The sequence below is a fragment of the Bradyrhizobium sp. JHI2711 genome (genome assembly GCF_056156565.1).
The window spans coordinates 373,323-391,810 of sequence record NZ_JBPZPT010000003.1 but is presented as its reverse complement, the minus strand read 5'-3'; the positions used below and the strand labels follow the sequence as shown (position 1 = coordinate 391,810).

General features: G+C 62.6%; 19 protein-coding genes. 8 read left to right on the top strand and 11 right to left on the bottom strand.

The genetic code is table 11. The features are described 5' to 3' along the window. Window positions 1-215: 215 nt before the first annotated feature. Window positions 216-986, top strand: coding sequence for a DUF2189 domain-containing protein (locus ACTEK7_RS24085; protein WP_128264068.1), 771 nt, complete (start codon window positions 216-218; stop codon window positions 984-986). Window positions 987-1,158: 172 nt separating this feature from the next. Here the strand turns inward: ACTEK7_RS24085 and ACTEK7_RS24080 are convergent, their stop codons facing one another. Together ACTEK7_RS24080 and ACTEK7_RS24075 are read right to left on the bottom strand one after the other, a co-directional pair. Beyond that, window positions 1,159-1,671, bottom strand: a complete 513-nt coding sequence (locus ACTEK7_RS24080) for an SRPBCC family protein (protein WP_225148056.1) — start codon at window positions 1,669-1,671, stop codon at window positions 1,159-1,161. Between the two features lie 28 nt (window positions 1,672-1,699). Further along, window positions 1,700-2,014 (bottom strand): ArsR/SmtB family transcription factor, encoded by a 315-nt coding sequence (locus ACTEK7_RS24075; RefSeq protein WP_036009566.1) that lies wholly within the window; start codon window positions 2,012-2,014, stop codon window positions 1,700-1,702. A gap of 125 nt (window positions 2,015-2,139) precedes the next feature. Here ACTEK7_RS24075 and ACTEK7_RS24070 point away from each other — a divergent pair, with 125 nt between their 5' ends. Further along, entirely contained in the window at window positions 2,140-2,760 is a 621-nt protein-coding gene (locus ACTEK7_RS24070) for a LysE family translocator (protein ID WP_081494564.1), read from the top strand. A gap of 4 nt (window positions 2,761-2,764) precedes the next feature. Here ACTEK7_RS24070 and ACTEK7_RS24065 read toward each other — a convergent pair whose 3' ends face one another. Beyond that, the gene (locus ACTEK7_RS24065; RefSeq protein ID WP_225148055.1) at window positions 2,765-3,568 is read right to left on the bottom strand and encodes an N-formylglutamate amidohydrolase; all 804 of its coding nucleotides are present in this window, start codon (window positions 3,566-3,568) and stop codon (window positions 2,765-2,767) included. A 76-nt stretch (window positions 3,569-3,644) separates the two neighbouring features. On the opposite strand from ACTEK7_RS24065, the gene ACTEK7_RS24060 reads away from it, so the two are divergent. After that, window positions 3,645-4,043 (top strand): gamma-glutamylcyclotransferase family protein, encoded by a 399-nt coding sequence (locus tag ACTEK7_RS24060; protein WP_225148054.1) that lies wholly within the window; start codon window positions 3,645-3,647, stop codon window positions 4,041-4,043. Between the two features lie 56 nt (window positions 4,044-4,099). Here ACTEK7_RS24060 and ACTEK7_RS24055 read toward each other — a convergent pair whose 3' ends face one another. Next, the gene (locus ACTEK7_RS24055; protein ID WP_225148053.1) at window positions 4,100-4,663 is read right to left on the bottom strand and encodes a chlorite dismutase family protein; all 564 of its coding nucleotides are present in this window, start codon (window positions 4,661-4,663) and stop codon (window positions 4,100-4,102) included. Window positions 4,664-4,916: 253 nt separating this feature from the next. Here ACTEK7_RS24055 and dnaG point away from each other — a divergent pair, with 253 nt between their 5' ends. Next, the gene (gene dnaG / locus ACTEK7_RS24050) at window positions 4,917-6,917 is read left to right on the top strand and encodes a DNA primase (RefSeq protein WP_225148052.1); all 2,001 of its coding nucleotides are present in this window, start codon (window positions 4,917-4,919) and stop codon (window positions 6,915-6,917) included. Between the two features lie 375 nt (window positions 6,918-7,292). Beyond that, window positions 7,293-9,428: an RNA polymerase sigma factor RpoD gene (gene rpoD / locus ACTEK7_RS24045; protein WP_036009578.1), complete on the top strand. Its 2,136-nt coding sequence runs from the start codon at window positions 7,293-7,295 to the stop codon at window positions 9,426-9,428. Between the two features lie 398 nt (window positions 9,429-9,826). Here the strand turns inward: rpoD and ACTEK7_RS24040 are convergent, their stop codons facing one another. From ACTEK7_RS24040 to ACTEK7_RS24025, 4 genes are all read right to left on the bottom strand, one after another. After that, window positions 9,827-10,828 carry a SphA family protein gene (locus ACTEK7_RS24040; RefSeq protein WP_225144326.1) on the bottom strand — a complete coding sequence of 334 codons (1,002 nt, stop codon included), beginning with the start codon at window positions 10,826-10,828 and terminating at the stop codon, window positions 9,827-9,829. Window positions 10,829-11,064: 236 nt separating this feature from the next. Beyond that, on the bottom strand, window positions 11,065-12,495 hold the full coding sequence (locus tag ACTEK7_RS24035) for a DUF1254 domain-containing protein (RefSeq protein ID WP_036030373.1): 1,431 nt from the start codon (window positions 12,493-12,495) through the stop codon (window positions 11,065-11,067). Between the two features lie 81 nt (window positions 12,496-12,576). Further along, window positions 12,577-13,245, bottom strand: coding sequence for a hypothetical protein (locus ACTEK7_RS24030; RefSeq protein ID WP_225144267.1), 669 nt, complete (start codon window positions 13,243-13,245; stop codon window positions 12,577-12,579). A gap of 145 nt (window positions 13,246-13,390) precedes the next feature. Then, window positions 13,391-13,648: a helix-turn-helix domain-containing protein gene (locus ACTEK7_RS24025; RefSeq protein WP_244429400.1), complete on the bottom strand. Its 258-nt coding sequence runs from the start codon at window positions 13,646-13,648 to the stop codon at window positions 13,391-13,393. 424 nt (window positions 13,649-14,072) lie between these two features. Here ACTEK7_RS24025 and ACTEK7_RS24020 point away from each other — a divergent pair, with 424 nt between their 5' ends. Together ACTEK7_RS24020 and ACTEK7_RS24015 are read left to right on the top strand one after the other, a co-directional pair. Further along, the gene (locus ACTEK7_RS24020) at window positions 14,073-15,074 is read left to right on the top strand and encodes a helix-turn-helix transcriptional regulator (protein ID WP_074448034.1); all 1,002 of its coding nucleotides are present in this window, start codon (window positions 14,073-14,075) and stop codon (window positions 15,072-15,074) included. Between the two features lie 393 nt (window positions 15,075-15,467). Then, the gene (locus tag ACTEK7_RS24015) at window positions 15,468-15,845 is read left to right on the top strand and encodes a thiol-disulfide oxidoreductase DCC family protein (protein ID WP_225148051.1); all 378 of its coding nucleotides are present in this window, start codon (window positions 15,468-15,470) and stop codon (window positions 15,843-15,845) included. An 18-nt stretch (window positions 15,846-15,863) separates the two neighbouring features. Here the strand turns inward: ACTEK7_RS24015 and ACTEK7_RS24010 are convergent, their stop codons facing one another. The 3 genes from ACTEK7_RS24010 to ACTEK7_RS24000 all read right to left on the bottom strand — a co-directional run bounded on the left by ACTEK7_RS24010 (window position 15,864) and on the right by ACTEK7_RS24000 (window position 17,474). Continuing rightward, the gene (locus ACTEK7_RS24010) at window positions 15,864-16,100 is read right to left on the bottom strand and encodes a hypothetical protein (RefSeq protein ID WP_036009587.1); all 237 of its coding nucleotides are present in this window, start codon (window positions 16,098-16,100) and stop codon (window positions 15,864-15,866) included. A gap of 512 nt (window positions 16,101-16,612) precedes the next feature. Further along, the gene (locus tag ACTEK7_RS24005) at window positions 16,613-16,951 is read right to left on the bottom strand and encodes a hypothetical protein (RefSeq protein WP_225148050.1); all 339 of its coding nucleotides are present in this window, start codon (window positions 16,949-16,951) and stop codon (window positions 16,613-16,615) included. Between the two features lie 16 nt (window positions 16,952-16,967). Further along, complete coding sequence (locus ACTEK7_RS24000; RefSeq protein ID WP_036009591.1) at window positions 16,968-17,474, bottom strand: hypothetical protein; 507 nt, start codon at window positions 17,472-17,474, stop codon at window positions 16,968-16,970. Between the two features lie 146 nt (window positions 17,475-17,620). Between ACTEK7_RS24000 and ACTEK7_RS23995 the strand changes: the two genes are divergently transcribed. After that, the gene (locus ACTEK7_RS23995) at window positions 17,621-18,427 is read left to right on the top strand and encodes a lytic murein transglycosylase (protein ID WP_225114062.1); all 807 of its coding nucleotides are present in this window, start codon (window positions 17,621-17,623) and stop codon (window positions 18,425-18,427) included. The last annotated feature ends 61 nt before the right edge of the window (window positions 18,428-18,488 follow it).

The following is an 18,488-nucleotide window of genomic DNA, read 5'->3' as shown; positions in this document are numbered from 1 at the left end:
CGGTATTCGGAGGTGCAATTTGCGGCACGATCATCTGCCCCGTCCATAGCGGTCGGTGCAAAAATCGCGCGAAAGGCTAACGATTTCGCCGTGCGAGCATCGTCGTTTCGCTGCTACCCTTCGCGCCGGCCGGCATCAAGTTGCGCCGCCGCGCGGCGGCGCTAATATCGCGGCATGCGCGCGACGAAGATCGCGCCGATGTGCGGAGGAAGCTGATGTCCATCTCGGGCAAGGTCGATCCGGTGGTGCGTCCCGTGGCGGCGGTCGACATCGCCGAGGCGCTGGTCGAGGGCCTGCGCGATTTCCAGGCGCTGCCGCTCTACGGTCTCTGCTTCGGCGCGCTCTATGCCGCCGGCGGCATCGTCATCATGCTCTGTCTCACTGCCTTCGGCATGGTCTACCTGGTCTATCCCCTCGCTGCCGGTTTTGCGCTGATCGGACCGTTCGTTGCGATCGGCCTCTACGAAGTCAGCCGGCGCCGCGAGCGCGGCGAGCCGGTCTCGTTCGCTGCGATCTGGTCCGCGATCCGCTCGCGCAGCGAGATCGGTTGGATGGCCTTCGTGACGTTGTTCGTCTTCGTGGTCTGGATGTACCAGGTGCGGCTCCTGATCGCGCTGCTGCTCGGCCTCAACGCCTCGTTCTCGAGCTTGCAGGAATTCATGACGGTGGTGCTGACGACCAGCGAGGGCCTGCTGTTCCTGGCCATCGGCAATGCGGTCGGGGCCGTGCTGTCGCTGATCCTGTTCTCGCTGACCGTGGTGTCGTTCCCGCTGCTGCTCGATCGCGAGGTCGATTTCGTCACGGCCATGGTGACGAGCGTGCGCGCGGTGGTGACGAGCCCGCTGCCGATGATCGGTTGGGCCGCATTGATCGTGATGCTGCTGATCGTCTCGGCGCTGCCCTATTTTCTCGGGCTGGTGGTCACGCTGCCGGTGCTCGGGCATGCGACATGGCACCTGTACCGCCGGTTGGTGGCGCCGGTGTAGGCCGTCGCCCCCGCCTAGTGCGCGGCTGCGCACGGGGGCGGGGGCCCATAACCCCAGGGAGAAGTTGGGGCGCGAAGTCGTAACCACGAGTCTTCGCCAAACTTCATCCTGTGGTTATGGGTCCCGGGCTCGCGCTTCGCGCGCCCCGGGACGACAGCGGAGATTGCCTCGCTCAAGGCACCTTGATCCCCATCGCCTTCAGCGCCTCCAGCAACCGCACCGGCGGGGACATCTCGATATGCGGCGCCTTGCCGGTCTCCAGCAGGCTCTTCAATCCGGAGAGGATCGCGGGCCAGCCGGTGCGGCCGCCGGAAAGGATGTCGTCGCTGAGCTCGCGGTCGTGGCGTTGGCTCAGGGTGAGGCGGACGGCTTCGCCGGCCTGCTCGATCTCGTAGGTGACGATGGTGGTGCCGAGCTTTTCCAAGAGGTCCGGCCAATTGACGTTCCAGCTCACCGTGAGCCTCCTCGGCGGATCGTATTCGAACACTTCGCCGCGGATGTGCTCGGAGCCGTCGGGCGCGTGCACGACGAAACTGCCGCCGAGCTTCGGCTCCATCTCCACCGCAAAGCCGGAAAAATATTTCCGGCTGAACTCGGCGGACGTCAGCGCCTCCCATACCTTCTCGGGCGTCGAGGCGATGTAGATGGTGTAGACGGTCAGCGGCTTGAATTGATCGAGGTTCATCGTGCATCAAATCCTTCGTTGAGCGGACTCACTCGTCGCCGTTCTCCAACTGACGTTTCAGCTCGTTGAGCGCGGCGAGCTTGCTGCGCTCGAACTTCCTGATCCAGCGTTCGCCGATCTGATGGATCGGCACCGGGTTGAGGTAGTGCAGCTTCTCGCGTCCATGCCTGATGGTGGTGATGAGGTTCGCTTCCTCCAGGATGGCAAGGTGCTTGGTGACGGCCTGTCGCGTCATCGCAAGCCCCTCGCAGAGCTCGTTCAGTGTCTGGCCGTTTCTGGCGTGAAGCCTGTCGAGCAGCGAACGTCGCGAGCTATCCGCGAGCGCCTTGAAGACCTCATCCATGGCGGCGATAATAGGCAACTAAATGGTTGCATGTCAAGGGATCGGCTTGGAGCGACTGACGCGTCTTCCGTTCCAGCGCTCGCCATGCATTAATGCGGCGAAACCGTCTTCAGCGAGTCCCTCCCATGATGTCCATGCAAGCCTACCTCGCCTTCGTCGCCGCCTGCATTGCGCTGGCGCTGCTGCCGGGGCCGATCGTCACCCTCGTCATCGCCAATGGCCTGCGCCACGGCACGCGTGCGGCGCTCATTAACGTGGCCGGCGCGCAGGCCGGGCTTGCCATCGTCATCGGCATCGTTGCGATCGGCCTGACCTCGCTGATGGCGACCATGGGCTATTGGTTCGATTGGGTGCGCTTTGCCGGCGCCGCATATCTGATCTGGCTCGGCATCAAGCTGATCTGGGAGCCGGTCGAAGGCGTCGATGTCGATGCGCCGCCTCCGCCGCCGCGCGGCGGCTTCTTCCTGCAGGGATTCCTGGTGCTGCTGTCGAACCCCAAGGTGCTGGTTTTCTTCGGCGCTTTCATCCCGCAATTCATGGACATGAGCCAACCGCATTTCCCGCAGGTCGCGCTGCTGGGTGCCACCTTCATGGTGACGGCGGTGATGACCGATGCGCTCTACGCGATTGCCGCCGGGCGCGCCCGAAAATTCTTCTCGGCGCGGCGCACGCGGATGGTGTCGCGCATCTCAGGCGGCTTCATGATCGGCGGCGGCATCTGGCTGGCACTGACGCGGGCGAAGTGACCGCTTAACTCATTCCCTGCTCGCGCAGCGTGGCCTCGATCTCGCGCAGGATCCGCGCCAGCCGCTCGGCCCATTGCTGCTGGCCGCTCTCCTCGGCGATCAGATCCTGGCGGATCTCGATGCCGGTGTTGACGAGCCCGCGCGCCTCGCCGTGGACTGGAATCGTGTAGTCGGTGATGTCGCTCACCGCATAAGGCTGGTTGTCGCCGACGACGAGCGCGCTCTCGGCCCGCAAATGCTGCAGCATCAGCCGCGGCAGCACCGTGTCGCGGTGATAGAGCGTGCCGATGTGCCAGGGCCGCGGCTCGCCGTAAAAGACCGGCGTGAAGCTGTGCAGCGCCACCAGCACCGTCGGCCTGCCCGCCCTGATGCGCGCATCGATCGCCGCGCCAATCCGGCGGTGATAGGGATCGAAGATCTCGCGCCGGCGCATTTCCTTGGCCGCGGCCGAGAGCTCCTCATTGCCGGGGATGGCGGTCGCCTCGGAGATCACGGGAATCGAGCTTGCGACGCCCGGCGGGCGGTTGCAGTCGATCACCAGGCGCGAATAGCGCTGCGCGATCAGATGCGCATCGAGCATCGCGGCGAGCCGCTCGGCGACGCCGGCGATGCCGATATCCCAGGCGATGTGCCTGACGAGATCGGTGTCCGCGACGCCGAGATCGCCGAGCGCGCGCGGCAGCACCCGTCCGTAATGGTCCGCGGTGAGCAGGAACGGCGATGTCCCTGCCGTATTCACCTCATGCACGGGCGGAATGTCGCGCTCGCCGAGCAGCTGGTCGGTTGCGTCGGCTATATCCAAAGCCATCCTGATTTGCCTATGGAATGACAAACTGTGTAAACGGAGTAGCGGTATCGCACCGATGCCGCAACGTTGGAACGGCATGAGCTCGGATAGACTTTTCGTTTACGGCACCCTGATGCGCGGCTTCGACCACCCCATGGCGCGGCTGCTCGCGGCCCATGCGGAATTCATCAGTGAAGCCACCTGCCGCGGCCGGCTCGTTCTGGTGAAGCACTATCCGGGATTGCTGCTCTCCGAGGCGCCGTCGGACATCGTCCATGGCGAGTTGTTTCAGCTGCGCGTGTCGGACGAACTCTTGCGCGAGCTCGACATGTACGAGGCCTGCGGCGAGGGCTTTCCGGAGCCGACGGAATATCTGCGGCAGATGATCGAGGTGACGCTGCCCGACGGCACCACCGGGAAGGCCTGGACCTACGTCTACAATTGGCCGGTTACCGATCTGCCGCGCATCGAGTCCGGGCGCTTCCTTGATCGCTAGATATTCTCGAGCGTGATCTTCTCGGAAAACCGCTGCGCACTTTTCCGGATCATGCTCTATGCCGACAGCACTTCCTTCACCACGCGCACGTCGACCTCGCGCTCGACATAGCTCCACTCCTCGGTCCGCCGCAGCATCGCCACCAGCTCCTCGAACAGCGAGGCGTGCACGGGGGCGAATTCGAACCAGGTCAGGAAATCGAAGGGGCCGCCGAGATCGCGGCAATGATAGAGCTGGCGCGCGATCGCGGGCAGAAAACGAAGACTGCTGGCAATGTGGTGCGACTTGTCCTCAAAAATCTTGCGGCGCTCTTCCTGGGTCAGCTCCCACCAGGCCTGCGATTTGCGGATCGGGATCAGTGCCGCGCTGGTGGCCTCCAGCCGGCCGAGGCCGGCCTGCACGGCGACGAGCTGCTGCTTCTCGGCCCGCTCGGTGTAGCGCAGGCTGCTGGCAACGCCGACCAGCCGCCAGGCATTGCGCGAGGGCACCAGCGGCAACGAGACGGCCTCGCTGTCGGTCACCGACAGCGCCGGCACGAAGGGCAGGGACTCGCCCCTCACAGGCGAGAGCGAGGTCACCCGCCAACCCCCGGTCTGGCCGCCCCGAAAGGTCCTGAACATGGCGGTATGGAAGCGTGGAACCGGGCGCGGTTCAAGTGGCTCGTCATTCCGGGGCGCGCGCAGCGCGAGCCCGGAATCCATTTCTCCCAGCATTCCAGTGGCTCGATGGATTCCGGGCTCGCCCCTTCGGGGCGCCCCGAATGACGGAGGGCTGTGAACAGCGCGGATAAGCCCGACAAACCTGGCCTTTGACCGGGCCGTCCCTATATCCCTGATCCTTCGCCCGACTCAAACGCTCGGCTAAACTCGCCCCATGCGCTTCACGCCCCAGTTCCTCGACGAGCTTCGTGCCCGGCTTTCGGTCTCCGAAGTCGTGGGCAAGCGCGTCAAGCTGAAGAAGGCCGGGCGCGAGTGGAAGGGGCTGTCGCCGTTCCAGCAGGAGAAGACGCCGTCCTTCTACGTCAACGACCAGAAGGGTTTTTATCACGACTTCTCCTCGGGCAAGCACGGCGACATCATCACCTTCGTGATGGAGACCGACGGCCTGCCGTTCGCGGAAGCCGTGGAGCGGCTCGCCAATATGGCGGGCCTGCCGCTGCCGGCGGTGACGCCCAACGCCGCGCGCGAGGAGCAGCGGCGGCGCTCGCTGCATGACGTGATGGATCTCGCGGCGAAATTCTTCGCCGAGACGCTGGCCTCGCGCGTGGGCGCGAAAGCGCGCGGCTATCTCGCCGATCGCGCCATTTCGCCGGCGACGCAATTGCAGTTCCGCCTCGGCTATGCGCCGGGTGAAAAATTCGCACTGAAGGAGCATCTCGGCAAGCTCGGCATCTCCGTCGAGGACATGGTCGAGACCGGTCTGTTGATCGGCGGCGACGACATCCCCGTTCCCTACGATCGCTTCCGCGATCGCGTGATGTTTCCGATCACCGATCTGCGCGGCCGCGTCATCGCCTTCGGCGGGCGCGCGCTGGAGAAGGACGTTCCGGCCAAATACCTGAATTCGCCGGAGACGCCGCTCTTCCACAAGGGCGACAATCTCTACAACCACCAGACCGCGCGCAAAGCCACCCATGACGGCAGTCCGCTGATCGTGGTCGAAGGCTATGTCGACGTCATCGCCATGGTCACCGCGGGCTTTGCCGGCAGCGTCGCGCCGCTCGGCACCGCGCTCACCGAGAGCCAGCTCGCGCTGCTCTGGAAGATGGCGGACGAGCCGATCCTCTGCTTCGACGGCGACCGCGCCGGACAGAAGGCGGCCTATCGTGCTGCGGACCTTGCCTTGCCGTTCCTCGCGCCCGGCAAGAGTCTTCGCTTTGCGCTGCTGCCGGAAGGGCAGGACCCCGATGATCTCGTGCGCTCGGGCGGGCGCGGCGCGATCGAGGAGGTCATCGCCGCCGCCCGTCCGCTCGCCGACATGATCTGGTCGCGCGAGCTCGAGGGCGGCAATTTCGCCACGCCCGAGCGGCGCGCCGCGCTGGAGGCGCGCATCAGGGAGCTCACGAACGGCATCCGCGATGAGGTGGTGCGGCGCTATTATCGCGACGAATTCGTCGAGCGGCTGCAGCGCGCCTTCGCGCCCGAAGGCGGCCGCGGCTTTGGCGGCCGGGGCAATTTCCGCCCCGGTGGCGGCCGCCCGTTCCAGCCGCGAGGCGGGGCGAATCGATTCGGTGGACAAGGCTTCGGCGGCGGTCGCCGCGGCGCCCCGGGTCCGACCCCGCTACCGTCCGGCCCCTACCAGGCGGCGAGCCCGCAGCTGGCGGCAAGCCCGATCCTGCGAGGCCAGCGCAGCGCCATCTCCCGCCGGGAGGCGCTGATCCTGCAATGCCTGATCAACCACCCCTGGCTGCTGCACGAGCATCTGGAGGAGGTCGCCGCCCTGGAGCTGGCCCATCCCGAGGCCCACAAGCTCAGGGCCGGCATCATCGCCGCCTTCGCCAACGACCATCACCACTCGCCGGACCCCGGCGAGCAGGCAGAAAAGATGCGCGGCGACCTCGCAAAGGGCGGATTTTCTCAAACTCTTCAAAGGGTTGAGAATGTCATCACGACCCAGGCGGTGTGGGCCGCCCGCGAGGGCGCGGCGAGGGACGACGTTCTTGCCACCTGGCACCAGCTGGTTGCCTTGCATCGGCAATGGCATTCACTACTTAGAGAGCTGAAAGACGCCGAGCTGGCCTTGGGGGAGGATCCCAGCGAGGCCAATTTGGCGTGGCTGCGTGACGTCAAGGCTCGGATAGGTGAAGTCGACGGTACCGAGGCCCTGATCGAGGGTTTTGGCGAGCTGTCGGGCCGGCTCCAGAAGAGCATGTGATGAAAGAAACATGCGGACGGCCACGGCTGGAACCGCTAAAAGACTCGCCAAATCCTAGGTTTGGCGGCAAAAACAGGGTTAATCGAGGCTTAACGGTCTTGTAGCACTTTGGCCCAGAGGCGGCCGCAGGCATAACAGACGCGTCAGGAATGAATCCGCGCAATCGCTGTTGGCACTACACCTGCATCCGCCGCGACAAAGAGGCTGACGAAGCGTTAGGCAATTCCGGCGAGAGAGAGTTGGGGGTGGCGAGAGGTTTGTGCGCCGCCCTTTCCGTGTCGAGAGCTGCCGAAGCGAGAGCGTCGAGCAACAGGTTCATGTGAATTCACGCGAAGGCGCGGCGCGTCTCGCATGAAGCGCGTTTAGGAGCAATGGATGGCCACCAAGGCAAAGACGCTGCAGGCGAAGGACAAGGAAAAAGACGACAAGGCAGCGGATGCGCCGGAGAAGGATTCCCAGGACGCGCCCTCGCCCTTGCTCGACCTGTCCGACGCCGCCGTGAAGAAGATGATCAAGCAGGCCAAGAAGCGCGGCTTCGTGACCTTCGATCAGCTCAACGAAGTCTTGCCGTCCGACCAGACCTCGCCCGAACAGATCGAGGACATCATGTCGATGCTCTCGGACATGGGCATCAACGTCACCGAAGCCGACGACACCGAAGGCGAGGAAGAGAAGGACGAGGGCGACGACGAGACGGATAACGAGCTCGTCGAGGTCACTCAGAAGGCCGTCACCGAGGTCAAGAAGAGCGAGCCGGGCGAGCGCACCGACGATCCCGTGCGCATGTATCTGCGCGAGATGGGCACGGTCGAGCTGCTCTCGCGCGAGGGCGAAATCGCGATTGCGAAGCGCATCGAGGCCGGCCGCGAGGCGATGATCGCGGGCCTCTGCGAAAGCCCGCTGACCTTCCAGGCCATCATCATCTGGCGCGACGAGCTCAACGAGGGCAAGATCTTCCTCCGCGACATCATCGATCTCGAAGCCACCTATGCCGGCCCGGATGCCAAGGGCGGCATGAACGCCGCGATGATCGCAGGACCCAATGGCGAGGGCGGCGAAGCCTCGGCCGAGGGCGGCGAAGCCACCGCGTCCGCCGCTGCGCCCGCGCATGTCGCGCCGCCTGCCGCGCCCCCGTCGCCGACGCCGTTCCGCGCCGCGCCTGCGGCTGCCCCCGAGGGCGAGGAGAAGGATCCGGGCGAGGCCGCCGCCGAGTCCGACATGGACGACGACGAGTTCGAGAACCAGATGTCGCTCGCGGCGATCGAGGCCGAGCTCAAGCCGAAGGTGGTCGAGATCTTCGATCGCATCGCCGACAGCTACAAGAAGCTGCGCAAGCTTCAGGAGCAGGACATCCAGAACCAGCTCCAGAACGAGTCGCTCTCGCCGCATCAGGAGCGCAAGTACAAGAAGCTGAAGGACGAGATCATCGTCGAGGTGAAGTCGCTGCGCCTCAACCAGGCGCGCATCGATAGCCTCGTCGAGCAGCTCTACGACATCAACAAGCGCCTCGTCTCGCATGAGGGCCGCCTGATGCGCCTTGCCGACAGCCACGGTGTCGCCCGCGAGGATTTTCTGCGCAACTACACCGGCTCGGAGCTCGATCCGCGCTGGCTCAACCGCGTCTCGAAGCTGTCGGCCAAGGGCTGGAAGAACTTCGTCCACCACGAGAAGGACCGCATCAAGGACCTCCGCCACGAGGTCCATCAGCTCGCCGCGCTGACCGGCCTCGAGATCGTCGAGTTCCGCAAGATCGTGCACTCCGTGCAGAAGGGCGAGCGCGAGGCACGCCAGGCCAAGAAGGAGATGGTGGAAGCCAACCTCCGCCTCGTGATCTCGATCGCCAAGAAGTACACCAACCGCGGCCTGCAGTTCCTCGACCTGATCCAGGAAGGCAACATCGGCCTGATGAAGGCGGTCGACAAGTTCGAGTACCGCCGCGGCTACAAGTTCTCGACCTACGCCACCTGGTGGATCCGGCAGGCGATCACCCGCTCGATCGCCGACCAGGCCCGCACCATCCGCATCCCCGTGCACATGATCGAGACGATCAACAAGATCGTGCGCACCTCCCGCCAGATGCTCAACGAGATCGGCCGCGAGCCGACCCCGGAGGAGCTCGCCGAAAAGCTCGGCATGCCCTTGGAGAAGGTCCGCAAGGTCCTCAAGATCGCCAAGGAGCCGCTCTCGCTTGAGACGCCGGTCGGTGACGAGGAGGATTCGCATCTCGGCGATTTCATCGAGGACAAGAACGCGATCCTCCCCATCGACGCCGCGATCCAGTCCAACCTGCGCGAGACCACCACGCGCGTCCTCGCCTCTCTCACCCCGCGCGAAGAGCGCGTGCTGCGCATGCGCTTCGGCATCGGCATGAACACCGATCACACGCTGGAAGAGGTGGGTCAGCAGTTCTCGGTGACGCGCGAGCGTATCCGCCAGATCGAAGCGAAGGCGCTGCGGAAGCTGAAGCATCCGTCAAGGAGCCGGAAGCTGCGGAGCTTTTTGGATAATTGATCCGATTTCAATCAGAACGAAAACGGCGGGCCAACAGCCCGCCGTTTTTCTTTGACTCGGCTCTCGCCCCGTCATTGCGAGGAGCGCTTGCGACGAAGCAATCCACCAGGCGATTGCCCTACCCATGTCCGATTCCATTCCAACAGCAACAAAAGTGCGGACGGTGCCCGACTTCCGAGATGGGCCGAAAGCGGAAGTGCGGGTCCGGGGGGCGACTTTCCTTCTTCAAAGTGCGGGATTTCGATGCAGGTAGATCTTCTCGACTACCTTCACGCCAGCTTTGTTCAGCAGGTGGAAGGTTCGAGGCTACGCAGATAACCAGCTCAGTTCGATATGTTCACGTGAGACGTTCGACCGACCCATGGTGTGTCGGCGAGATCGGCTAAGCGGCCACGCTGCTATTTTGTGATCCGCCGGGTTGATGCGACAGTTCTGGTCGGCGCTATCGGCGATATTGAGAACGTCAGCCAAGTGTTCCAGCCAGCCGGCCGATTCTCCGCAGCGAACTCGCCATATCCCTTCAGATTCAAATACCCCTGCATATCGCCTACCGGAAATAGAAAGCCAATCTGCGGACCAACTGCGAAGACTCGGGACCGAAAGCCGCCTAGGGCGGGATGCTGGCCAACGTCATCAGTTATCTGCTGATAGGCATAACCAACGAGGCCGACGAAAGTTTGCTTTGACAGAAACTGCGAGGCTCCCCAGTCAACGTGAAGATCGATGCCGTTCTGGTACTGCGTATCCGGATTCTTGAAATTGTAGGTGAGGCCCGCCACCGCGGAAAACTCGTGGCCAGTTTGCGGATTGAAGTAGGTGTAGCCGGCGCCGCCGTCGATGGCGCCATGCCCGATGCCGAGATTGGCGAGACGGGACGAACTGTAAGCGCCGACGGGAACATCTCCGGTTACGTAGGTCATGAAGTTATGGACGCCTGCATTCCACTTGAGCGTCGCCTGCGGGTAGAGATCCCCGACTGACGTGATCGAGTCGCCGAACCTGCCCGTGCGCGTCACGGCCAGGGGGCCGACAGTTGCGGTGAGCGTTCCTGCTAGATCAGCGCTCGATCGTCCGAACAGTCCTGTCACTCCGATGGCCAGTTGCCCGCCCAGCACGGGGGTTGCGAACGTGTATGTAGGATTGAGCAGGACGAGATCCCCCCGCCCATTCAGACGCAAGTTCAGATCGACGTTTACTGTTGCGGGGATTCTGCCGACGTGAATTTCCCTTGCGGCAGCCGCGGTGCCGAATGCACTTACGCTGGTGTGGTAGTAGACCGCTGCCATTGACCAGCCGGGGGCTTGAGGGGTGGCGGCAAGGCTGCTGAAGCGGCCAGGGAGCCAGTAGGAAACGCCACCTTCGTCGGCGTAAGCCGTGGCAGCAGGCACCGACAGCGTCATGACTGCCGAGGCAATGGCTGCATTCCTGAACGCAGAAGAGAGAGACGGCTTTGTCGCGCTCCTTCCAACGCGCTGTTTTCCTTTTCCAAGGTGAAGTGCCGACATCATGGCCTCCTGCATCGCGAATACCGTGTCATTCGCCCCAGAAAACCCAAAGCGAGTACAGCGTGCTGTGGGGCATCTGGGAGCGGCCTAGCAATCATGCCGGCGCATGCGCGCCGGCATGATTGCCTGCTCTAGGCTCCGACTTTTCTGGCGGCCGGGACCGTCCATGTGCCGTTGATGATCGAGGGGTCCGTCTCCTGGGGCCAGTACATACGCAACATGAGGATGAAATCTCCCTCAGGCGCAGGTAGCCAGTTCGACTCCTTCTCTTTGCCGGGAGAGTCCTTCTGGATGTACAGATCAGTTGATCCGTCCGGATTCTCCTTCAAGTCTTCCCGAGCGCTGACGGAGTACCTGTTGAGCGGGTTCTTCACGAAGAAATAGCCGCTGTCGTACATCGTAAGCGACCAGAATCCCTCCGCTGGAGGCAAGTGACCTTTCGGAAATCGCATCACGTACTTGTTCGCGCCGCTGTACTTGTGACCGTCGGCGTCTTTTTGCGAGGTCGGATAGACGGCATCCTGCGGCCGGTTGGCACCAAGCCCGATCGCGGTTACCAAAGCCCGCATCAAATAGTCGGTGCCGTAGATGCCGGTCTTGGTCGTGAACGCGAACCCATTCTCGTCTTTGATGGCCTTGTTGATTTTGAACTGCAGCATGATCCGGTCGAACGACACCTCCGGCAGGCGCCTCAGAAAGTCTGCCTTCAGCTTACTCTCATCAAAATCCTGCCCTGGGACGATGCCGATGCGGGCAAACTTCGCAAGTTGAGGCGCGTCCGCGGCGTATGGCGGATTAGTCTTCATCAACTCGCAAAGCAGCTTGAAGTATGAGACCGCGTCCATGCGATTGACCTGCTCGCGGACCGCCGCCTTCATATCGATTGTTGGATCCACCTTCCCGGGGGCGGGCGTGTAGGCTTTGCCATAAGCGCTGAGCGGAACGAGCTTGCATTCGTCTTGCAACTTGTGCACCGCAGCGTAATCGTCCGCCGTGCCGGTGCAATAGATGCGGCCGAGCAGCCACACGATATTGGTGGCAGACTTGTACTCCTTGACACCCGCCGGCAGCGTGCCCTTCCAACCCGGCCCCGTGATCGCGTAGGTCTGCGCCCCGGTGCCGGTGGTGCGCTTACCTGGCACGTGAAACACGGTGGTCCAGCCGTCCAGCATCGGCATCAGGAAATAGCGGCCCTTCATGTCCGGAATGCTGAGTATCCACGGCTCCTTTCCGACGTCGAAGAAGGATGTCGTGTACAAGGTGTCGGCATTCGGTGCCGTCACATCCCTGAAGGAGGCATCGGGATACTGGCGCAGCTTGATGATGTGTCCCATCGGACCGCGCGTGCCGACGGGCTCGGCGACATTCGTGATGATCCGCCGGGTCATCTCCATCGTCACCAGCGGGTAGCCAAAGATGTAGGCGTCGCTGGCCAGCCAGAAATCCTCCAGGCCTTGTCCCACTCCGAAAAATGAATCCTGGGCAAGAGCCGGTCGTGTGGCGGCGGCTCCCGCGAGCAGCCCCATTCCGCCAAATGCAAGGGATCGACGGGTGATGTTCATCGCTAATCTCCTTCCTATAGAAAACCAGTCACGTGGATTCGCAGTTCACGCCTTTGTAACGGAGCCACTCGGGCGAACGGTTCAATAGCAGGGCGGATAGGGGTAGTAGCCGCAGCGCGGTGAGTAATAGGGATACGCCGCAGCCCCGGCCACAGCAGCGGCTCCTGCCACGGCAGCGCCGCGGTAGAACGCTCCGCGCCAGGCGGTGCGGCGAGCGACGCCGGCGAAAGACAACGGCGTCAACGGACGGCCAATGATATCGATAAAGACAGATGCCGGCCCGTCCGCCCCGGCGAGATCACCTTCGAGGAGATCGACGTCGAACGTCAGCTTATCACCCTCAAGCTTGGGGGATTTCAACACGACGACGGCATCCAACACCGACGATCCGTCTTTCTTGAATCCTGACACCGTGGCGTTGGGCGGGTCTTTAGCGAAGTTGTCGCTGCCATTGCCCCAGTCCTCGATAATCCGGGAGGTCAGATCATGCCCGGCGGCACGAACCGGCCGGTCGGCAAACACGATCGCATTCGGAGAAATTGCACTCAGCACCAGCTTACCCTCCTTCAGGCTCACCCCGCGTGAGTTGAGTACAAAAAGCGATGGGACCACTTCCGGCTTGGCCTGACCAATCGATTTCTCAAGCGGAATGTGCGGCTTGGGTTCGGCCTGAGATTGAGCAAGAAGCTTGTGCGGAATTGCAACTAAGCCAGCGGCGCAGACCGCAATCAAGGCAACGCGGATTGTCATGATGATCCTCTCCTTTGCAGGCTGGTCGTTCTTCCTCGAACAGCACGTGAGCAATTCGGAAGCGACAAGAGCGTCGCTAGTGGCGGCGGCATCTCTGCATTTCGCGCCAAATCACGCGGCGCGTCTTGCCATTTCGCGCCAATCGTCAGGAATCATTCAACGGGTTGGTGGGGTGAGAACGTCGGCGGACGAGCGACCGATCATGCTTGCGGCCGCGTTGCTGCCGCCGATAAACGATGGGTTGAATTTTCATCAAACGCACGAAAGCGCGGCTGAAGCTGCTGGCGTTCGTGTATCCTAGAAATTCTGCAATATCCGACAAGCGCTTACTCGTATCGGCCAGCAGGCGGCACGCAATCTCCAATCGGACTTCGTCGAGGATCTTGCTGTGGCTTGTGCCCATGCGTTCTAGATGACGCTGTAATGTGCGCCCGCTAATTCTGAGCGCATGCGCTGTGCTATCGAGGGTTGCGTCACCGTGCCGCAGTGATGCAACGATGGCGGTGCGGACCGCCGTGGATGAAGGCAAGCGGACGGCTCTCATCGTTTGACGTCAGGCCTGAAGCCTATGCTCCTACAGCGGAAAATCGATCCATAGGATTAGGGAAGCTGAGAGGCGCATCTGGCCATTGGGCGCCAAAATGTTCGTCGAATGGAATGAGCTGAGACTGCGATCCTCTGGAGGCATAGCCAGGCGACAAAAAGCACGCAAAGAGCCTTGCAGTCCTGATAATCTAAGCGTGTGACAGGCGTCGGCGCTCCCTGTTTAGGGAGTTGTCGTCCTGCGACGCCGCTCGTGCGCTGAATTAAGTGATCGAGACGCACCAATGCCAAAGATTCATTTGACGCGTTGTCAGCACCTCAGTCCCTTCGCTGACATTCTGGATAATCTCGGCGCGCCAACCGCTTCTTTACTGGAAAAGTATCTGCTGCCCGCTTCTCTGGAGGAAAAAGCCGATCATTACGTCCCGATTTTGCCTGCTATCGAATTTGCGGAGTTTGCCAGCCGGTCGCAAGGTATTGAAGATTTTGGATTCCACGCTGCTAAGTCGCTCAATTTCGGACACCTTAGTGAGAAGACCAGGTATCTAATCAGTCATTCTCCGACTTTGCTCGTCGCGCTGCACCAGGCCTGTAGATTAGCTTCGCTCGAAGATTCAAACTTGAGCAACTGGGTCGAGCGCCACGGCGACCATGTTCGCTATTGCAGCAAGCTAGCCGGCACTGCCGGACTTCAGCATCTCGAGCATTCACAATGGCTTCAGAACGTTTTCCCGATTTACATCGTCCGCCAATTCGCCGGACCGGACTGGGCTCCGGCAACTATCGCCTTTGAGGCGCGGTACACGCCGGGTCCGGCATGTCGGTCTTTCTGGCCGACGTCTCAATTCCTGTCTGGTCAAGAAGCTTCGTGGATCGACGTACCTGTTTCATTGCTGGGCCTTCCTAACAGATTGAAGCAAGCTCCTTCTCATCCGAAGAGCGACTTTGTCGAACATTCGAACTTTGACTTTATCCACGCACTTAAGCTGATGCTGCCATCCTACATGGACGAGCGGCCTCCGGCGCTGGCGGAAGTCGCGGAGATGGCGGGGGTCAGCGCACGCAGCCTTCAACGCAAGCTATCTCGCGCCGGGATGACATATTCGCGGCTGTTGGATACCGTGAGGTTTGAAAATGCCAGAAAGCTTTTGCGAGATACGGATTCCAAGATCATCGAGATTGCGTTTGCTTCGGGCTACGCAGATCCCGCCCATTTTACCCGTGCATTCCGCCGGGTTGCAGGCGTGACGCCCGGGCAATTCCGCGAGCAATGGAGGGCTCGATAGTCGAGTTGTCATTCGCTGCATCATGTCCGCTTCGGGGGCACAATGCGAAGAACTCAAGTTGAGCAAATCAGGTCTGCTCTGCCGCCCATCCCCACAGACGCATCTCTGGATTGCTTCGCTGCGCTCGCAATGACGGGGATAGGGCCGAACCCTGCTTCTTCTTCGCCTCCTTTCAATCCGCTCGATCTCCAGCGCCGACCTCCCACTCTTTTACGCGACTCTCGATGCTGCTCCCAATGAGGTTGCGCGCGGCTCGCCGCCGTCGAGGCTGCCGCGCAATTCGGCGGGCCGAGGTCGGGTCGTCCTTCTTTGTGCCTTTGTATCGGCAGCTTCAGCCGAAGGCGTTTATCTGGCTTTCTCTCGGACTATAATTCCGACGAGAAAGGCTCATTGATGCCACCCCACCTCACCGTCTACTACAACACCCGCTGCCCCGTCTGCGACGCCGGCATTGACTGGCAGCGCAACAAGCTGCTGGCGCTGGTGCGCGCGGGCACCGTCGAGTTCAGGGACATCAACGAGCAGCCTGATGCACTGGCGCACTTTGGCGCTTCGCTCGACGACATCAGGCGGCGCCTACACGCGACGGATGAGGCCGGGCGGCTCGTCGTCGGCGCTGATGTCGCGATTGCGCTGTGGCGGTTGACGCCGGGGCAGGGGTGGCTTGCGGTGCTATCAGGCAATCGCGTGGCGCTGCCGATCACGCGGTTTGCCTATGACCGGTTTGCCGATCTGCTATTTGCCTCGAATAAATGGAGCGGGCGCTGGTGAACGCCCCGCTGTGCCCGCCTACTTCTTCTTCGCTCCCACCCGCTCGATCCGCTTGATCTCCAGCGCCGGGCGGCCGCTCTTTTCCGCGATCTCGCGGTCCTGTTCCATGATGAAGTTGCGGGCGGGTTCGTCGCCGTCGAGGCCGCCGAGCAGTTCGGAAGGGACGCGGCGGTTGGAGCGTTGGGAATCGTCTTCGTAGACGACGTTGAAGAAGGCGAATTCGCCTTTGGGGTTGGTTCCGGGTTTTTTGGCCATGGCGGCTTGTCCTCGATCAGGACGCCGCAGTCAAATGACTTTCGGGATTGTGACCTTCGCGATCGTCGCCACGCCCTTCAATAAACGGCGGGCCGAAGCCCGCCGTTTATCTTTTCAGCGTCGCCCGGGGCTGGCAGGGCGACAACCTAAAATAGAAGGCTATAGAAGGCGCGCCGCGATGGCAAGGTAAATCGTCGCGCGACGATGTCGCAGCAGGCGCATCAGATATGCAGCTGATGGATATCGCGATTTCCCACAATCTCGAAAATCAGATGCTTTGGATCCTCGAAGTACTTTGTTCATCTTGCTGCGCTCTCGGAACGCAACGAGAGCGCGCGGGCGTCAGCGTCTGGAGTCTTGCGATGTTGGTAGAATACCACTGTTTCGCCCGACGGTCAACGTTGATTCGGAAAAATAGCAAAGATCATAGCTATCGCTTGACTCCTACTGTGCATGGGGTTGTTTTGCGGTTTTTGTTTAGGCGCCAACGCGCAGGCTTCGCGCTGCGCGCCTCAATCTCGCCGCCGCTGCGCCACCTCCTGCACGGCGAGGCGCGAGCCGTGTCCGCCGCCTTTGTCGCCAGGCTCTTTGCGTCCCTGCGCCATGATCGCGCTGCCCATTGCGGCCGAGCCGAAGGTGATGAGGAAGGAAGCGAGCAGCAGCACGAGCGCAATGCCAGGTGCGCGGTCGGCGAAGATCAGCTCGCGCAAATGCCCGGGATTGAGCCAGAGCAGGCCGCCGACCAATAGCACGGCGGCGCAGGCGCCGATCGCGAGATTGATGGCGAGCAGGCGAAACAGCGGGATGCGGAGGAGGGAGCGGGCTGATTGCGGCTGCTGGCGATTGGGCATGGCGATGACGTTCCCCTCACGCCGCCGGCGCGGCGCGCGCGGCCTGCTGTCGCTCCATCATGGTCTGCCACAACGTCGCGATGCTCTGTTGCGTCTGCGGCGCGATCAGGCAATGGCCCTCATTGTCGAAGCCGCAGAACCGCACGGAAGCGTCCTTCTTCACCTCGGTTAGCGCCTGGTTGATCATCTCGAGACACGTCATGACCTCGCTGACGTCCGAGAGGCGCGTGTGATGCAGGAGGTCCATCAGGCGGAACGTCATCACCGCGGGGCGGCCGAAGCTGATGCCGGGGCGGCCGAGCTCGAACAGCACGTTCACGGCCGGAAGCACGCCGCGGATGTGCTCGAGCACGCCGGCCATGTCTTCCACGCTGCAGGCGACGAGGTGGGGGACTTGCGGCGGCGCGGCCGCCGGCGTCCGTGGCGCAAGGCCGAGCGCGGCGATCACCTCCTGCTCGATCCATTGCCGCACTGGTGCTGGCGCATTGCGGATCTGCTCGGCGCTCAAGGTTATTCCGGTCATGTGTGGTTCTCCTGCTCGGCTCAGTCTAGAAAGCACGGCGTGAGACGGTTTGATGCGGATCAAGCCTTGTGCTTTGACGCTCACGGCGTTCCCGGGCATGATCCGCGCGCTGCTTCGCACTGGAATTCTCTGGGGGATTGCTCCACATGCCGAGACTGCTTCTCGCTGCCGCCTTCGTCTTGTCTTTGGCCGGCGGATCGGCGCAGGCCGCCCGCTGCGGCGGCGACTTCAACGGCTTCATCGCCAGCATGGCGCAGGAGGCTCAGGCCGCCGGCGTCTCGGCGAGCGTGACCAATGCGGCGCTCGGCGGCGTTGCGCCCGACCCTGCGGTTCTCGCCTTCGACCGGCGCCAGCGCTACACCTTCAACAAGACCTTCGAGCAGTACGTCTCGACCCGGGTCGGCCCCGGCCGCATCAATGGCGGGCGCGCGATGCTGCAGCGGCATGCCGCGCTGCTCTCGCGCGTCGAGCAGAAGTTCGGCGTGCCCCGTTATATCCTGGTCGCGATCTGGGGGCTGGAGAGCGATTTCGGCAAGGGCGACACCGGCAAGCTGCCGGTGGTCCGCACGCTGGCGACGCTCGCGCATGATTGCCGCCGCACCGATCTGTTCCAGGGCGAGCTGCTCGCGGCGCTCAAGATCGTGCAGCGCGGCGACCTGCAGCTGCGCGACATGATCGGCGCCTATGCCGGCGAGATCGGCCAGACCCAGTTCCTGCCATCGTCCTACATCAAGTACGGCGTCGATTTCGACGGCGACGGCCATGTCGACCTCCGCCACAGCATCCCCGACGTGCTCGCCTCGACCGCGAACCTCTTGCACACGAGCGGCTTCAAGATGGGCCAGCCCTATGGCGAGGGAACGCCGAACTTCGAGGCGATGCGCGAGTGGAACAGGGCGGTGGTGTACCGCAAGACCATCGGCTATTTCGCCGATCGGCTGATGGGGCAGTGACCACATCATCGGTGTCATCACCCGCGAAGGCGGGTGATCCAGTATTCCAGAGACGGCGCGG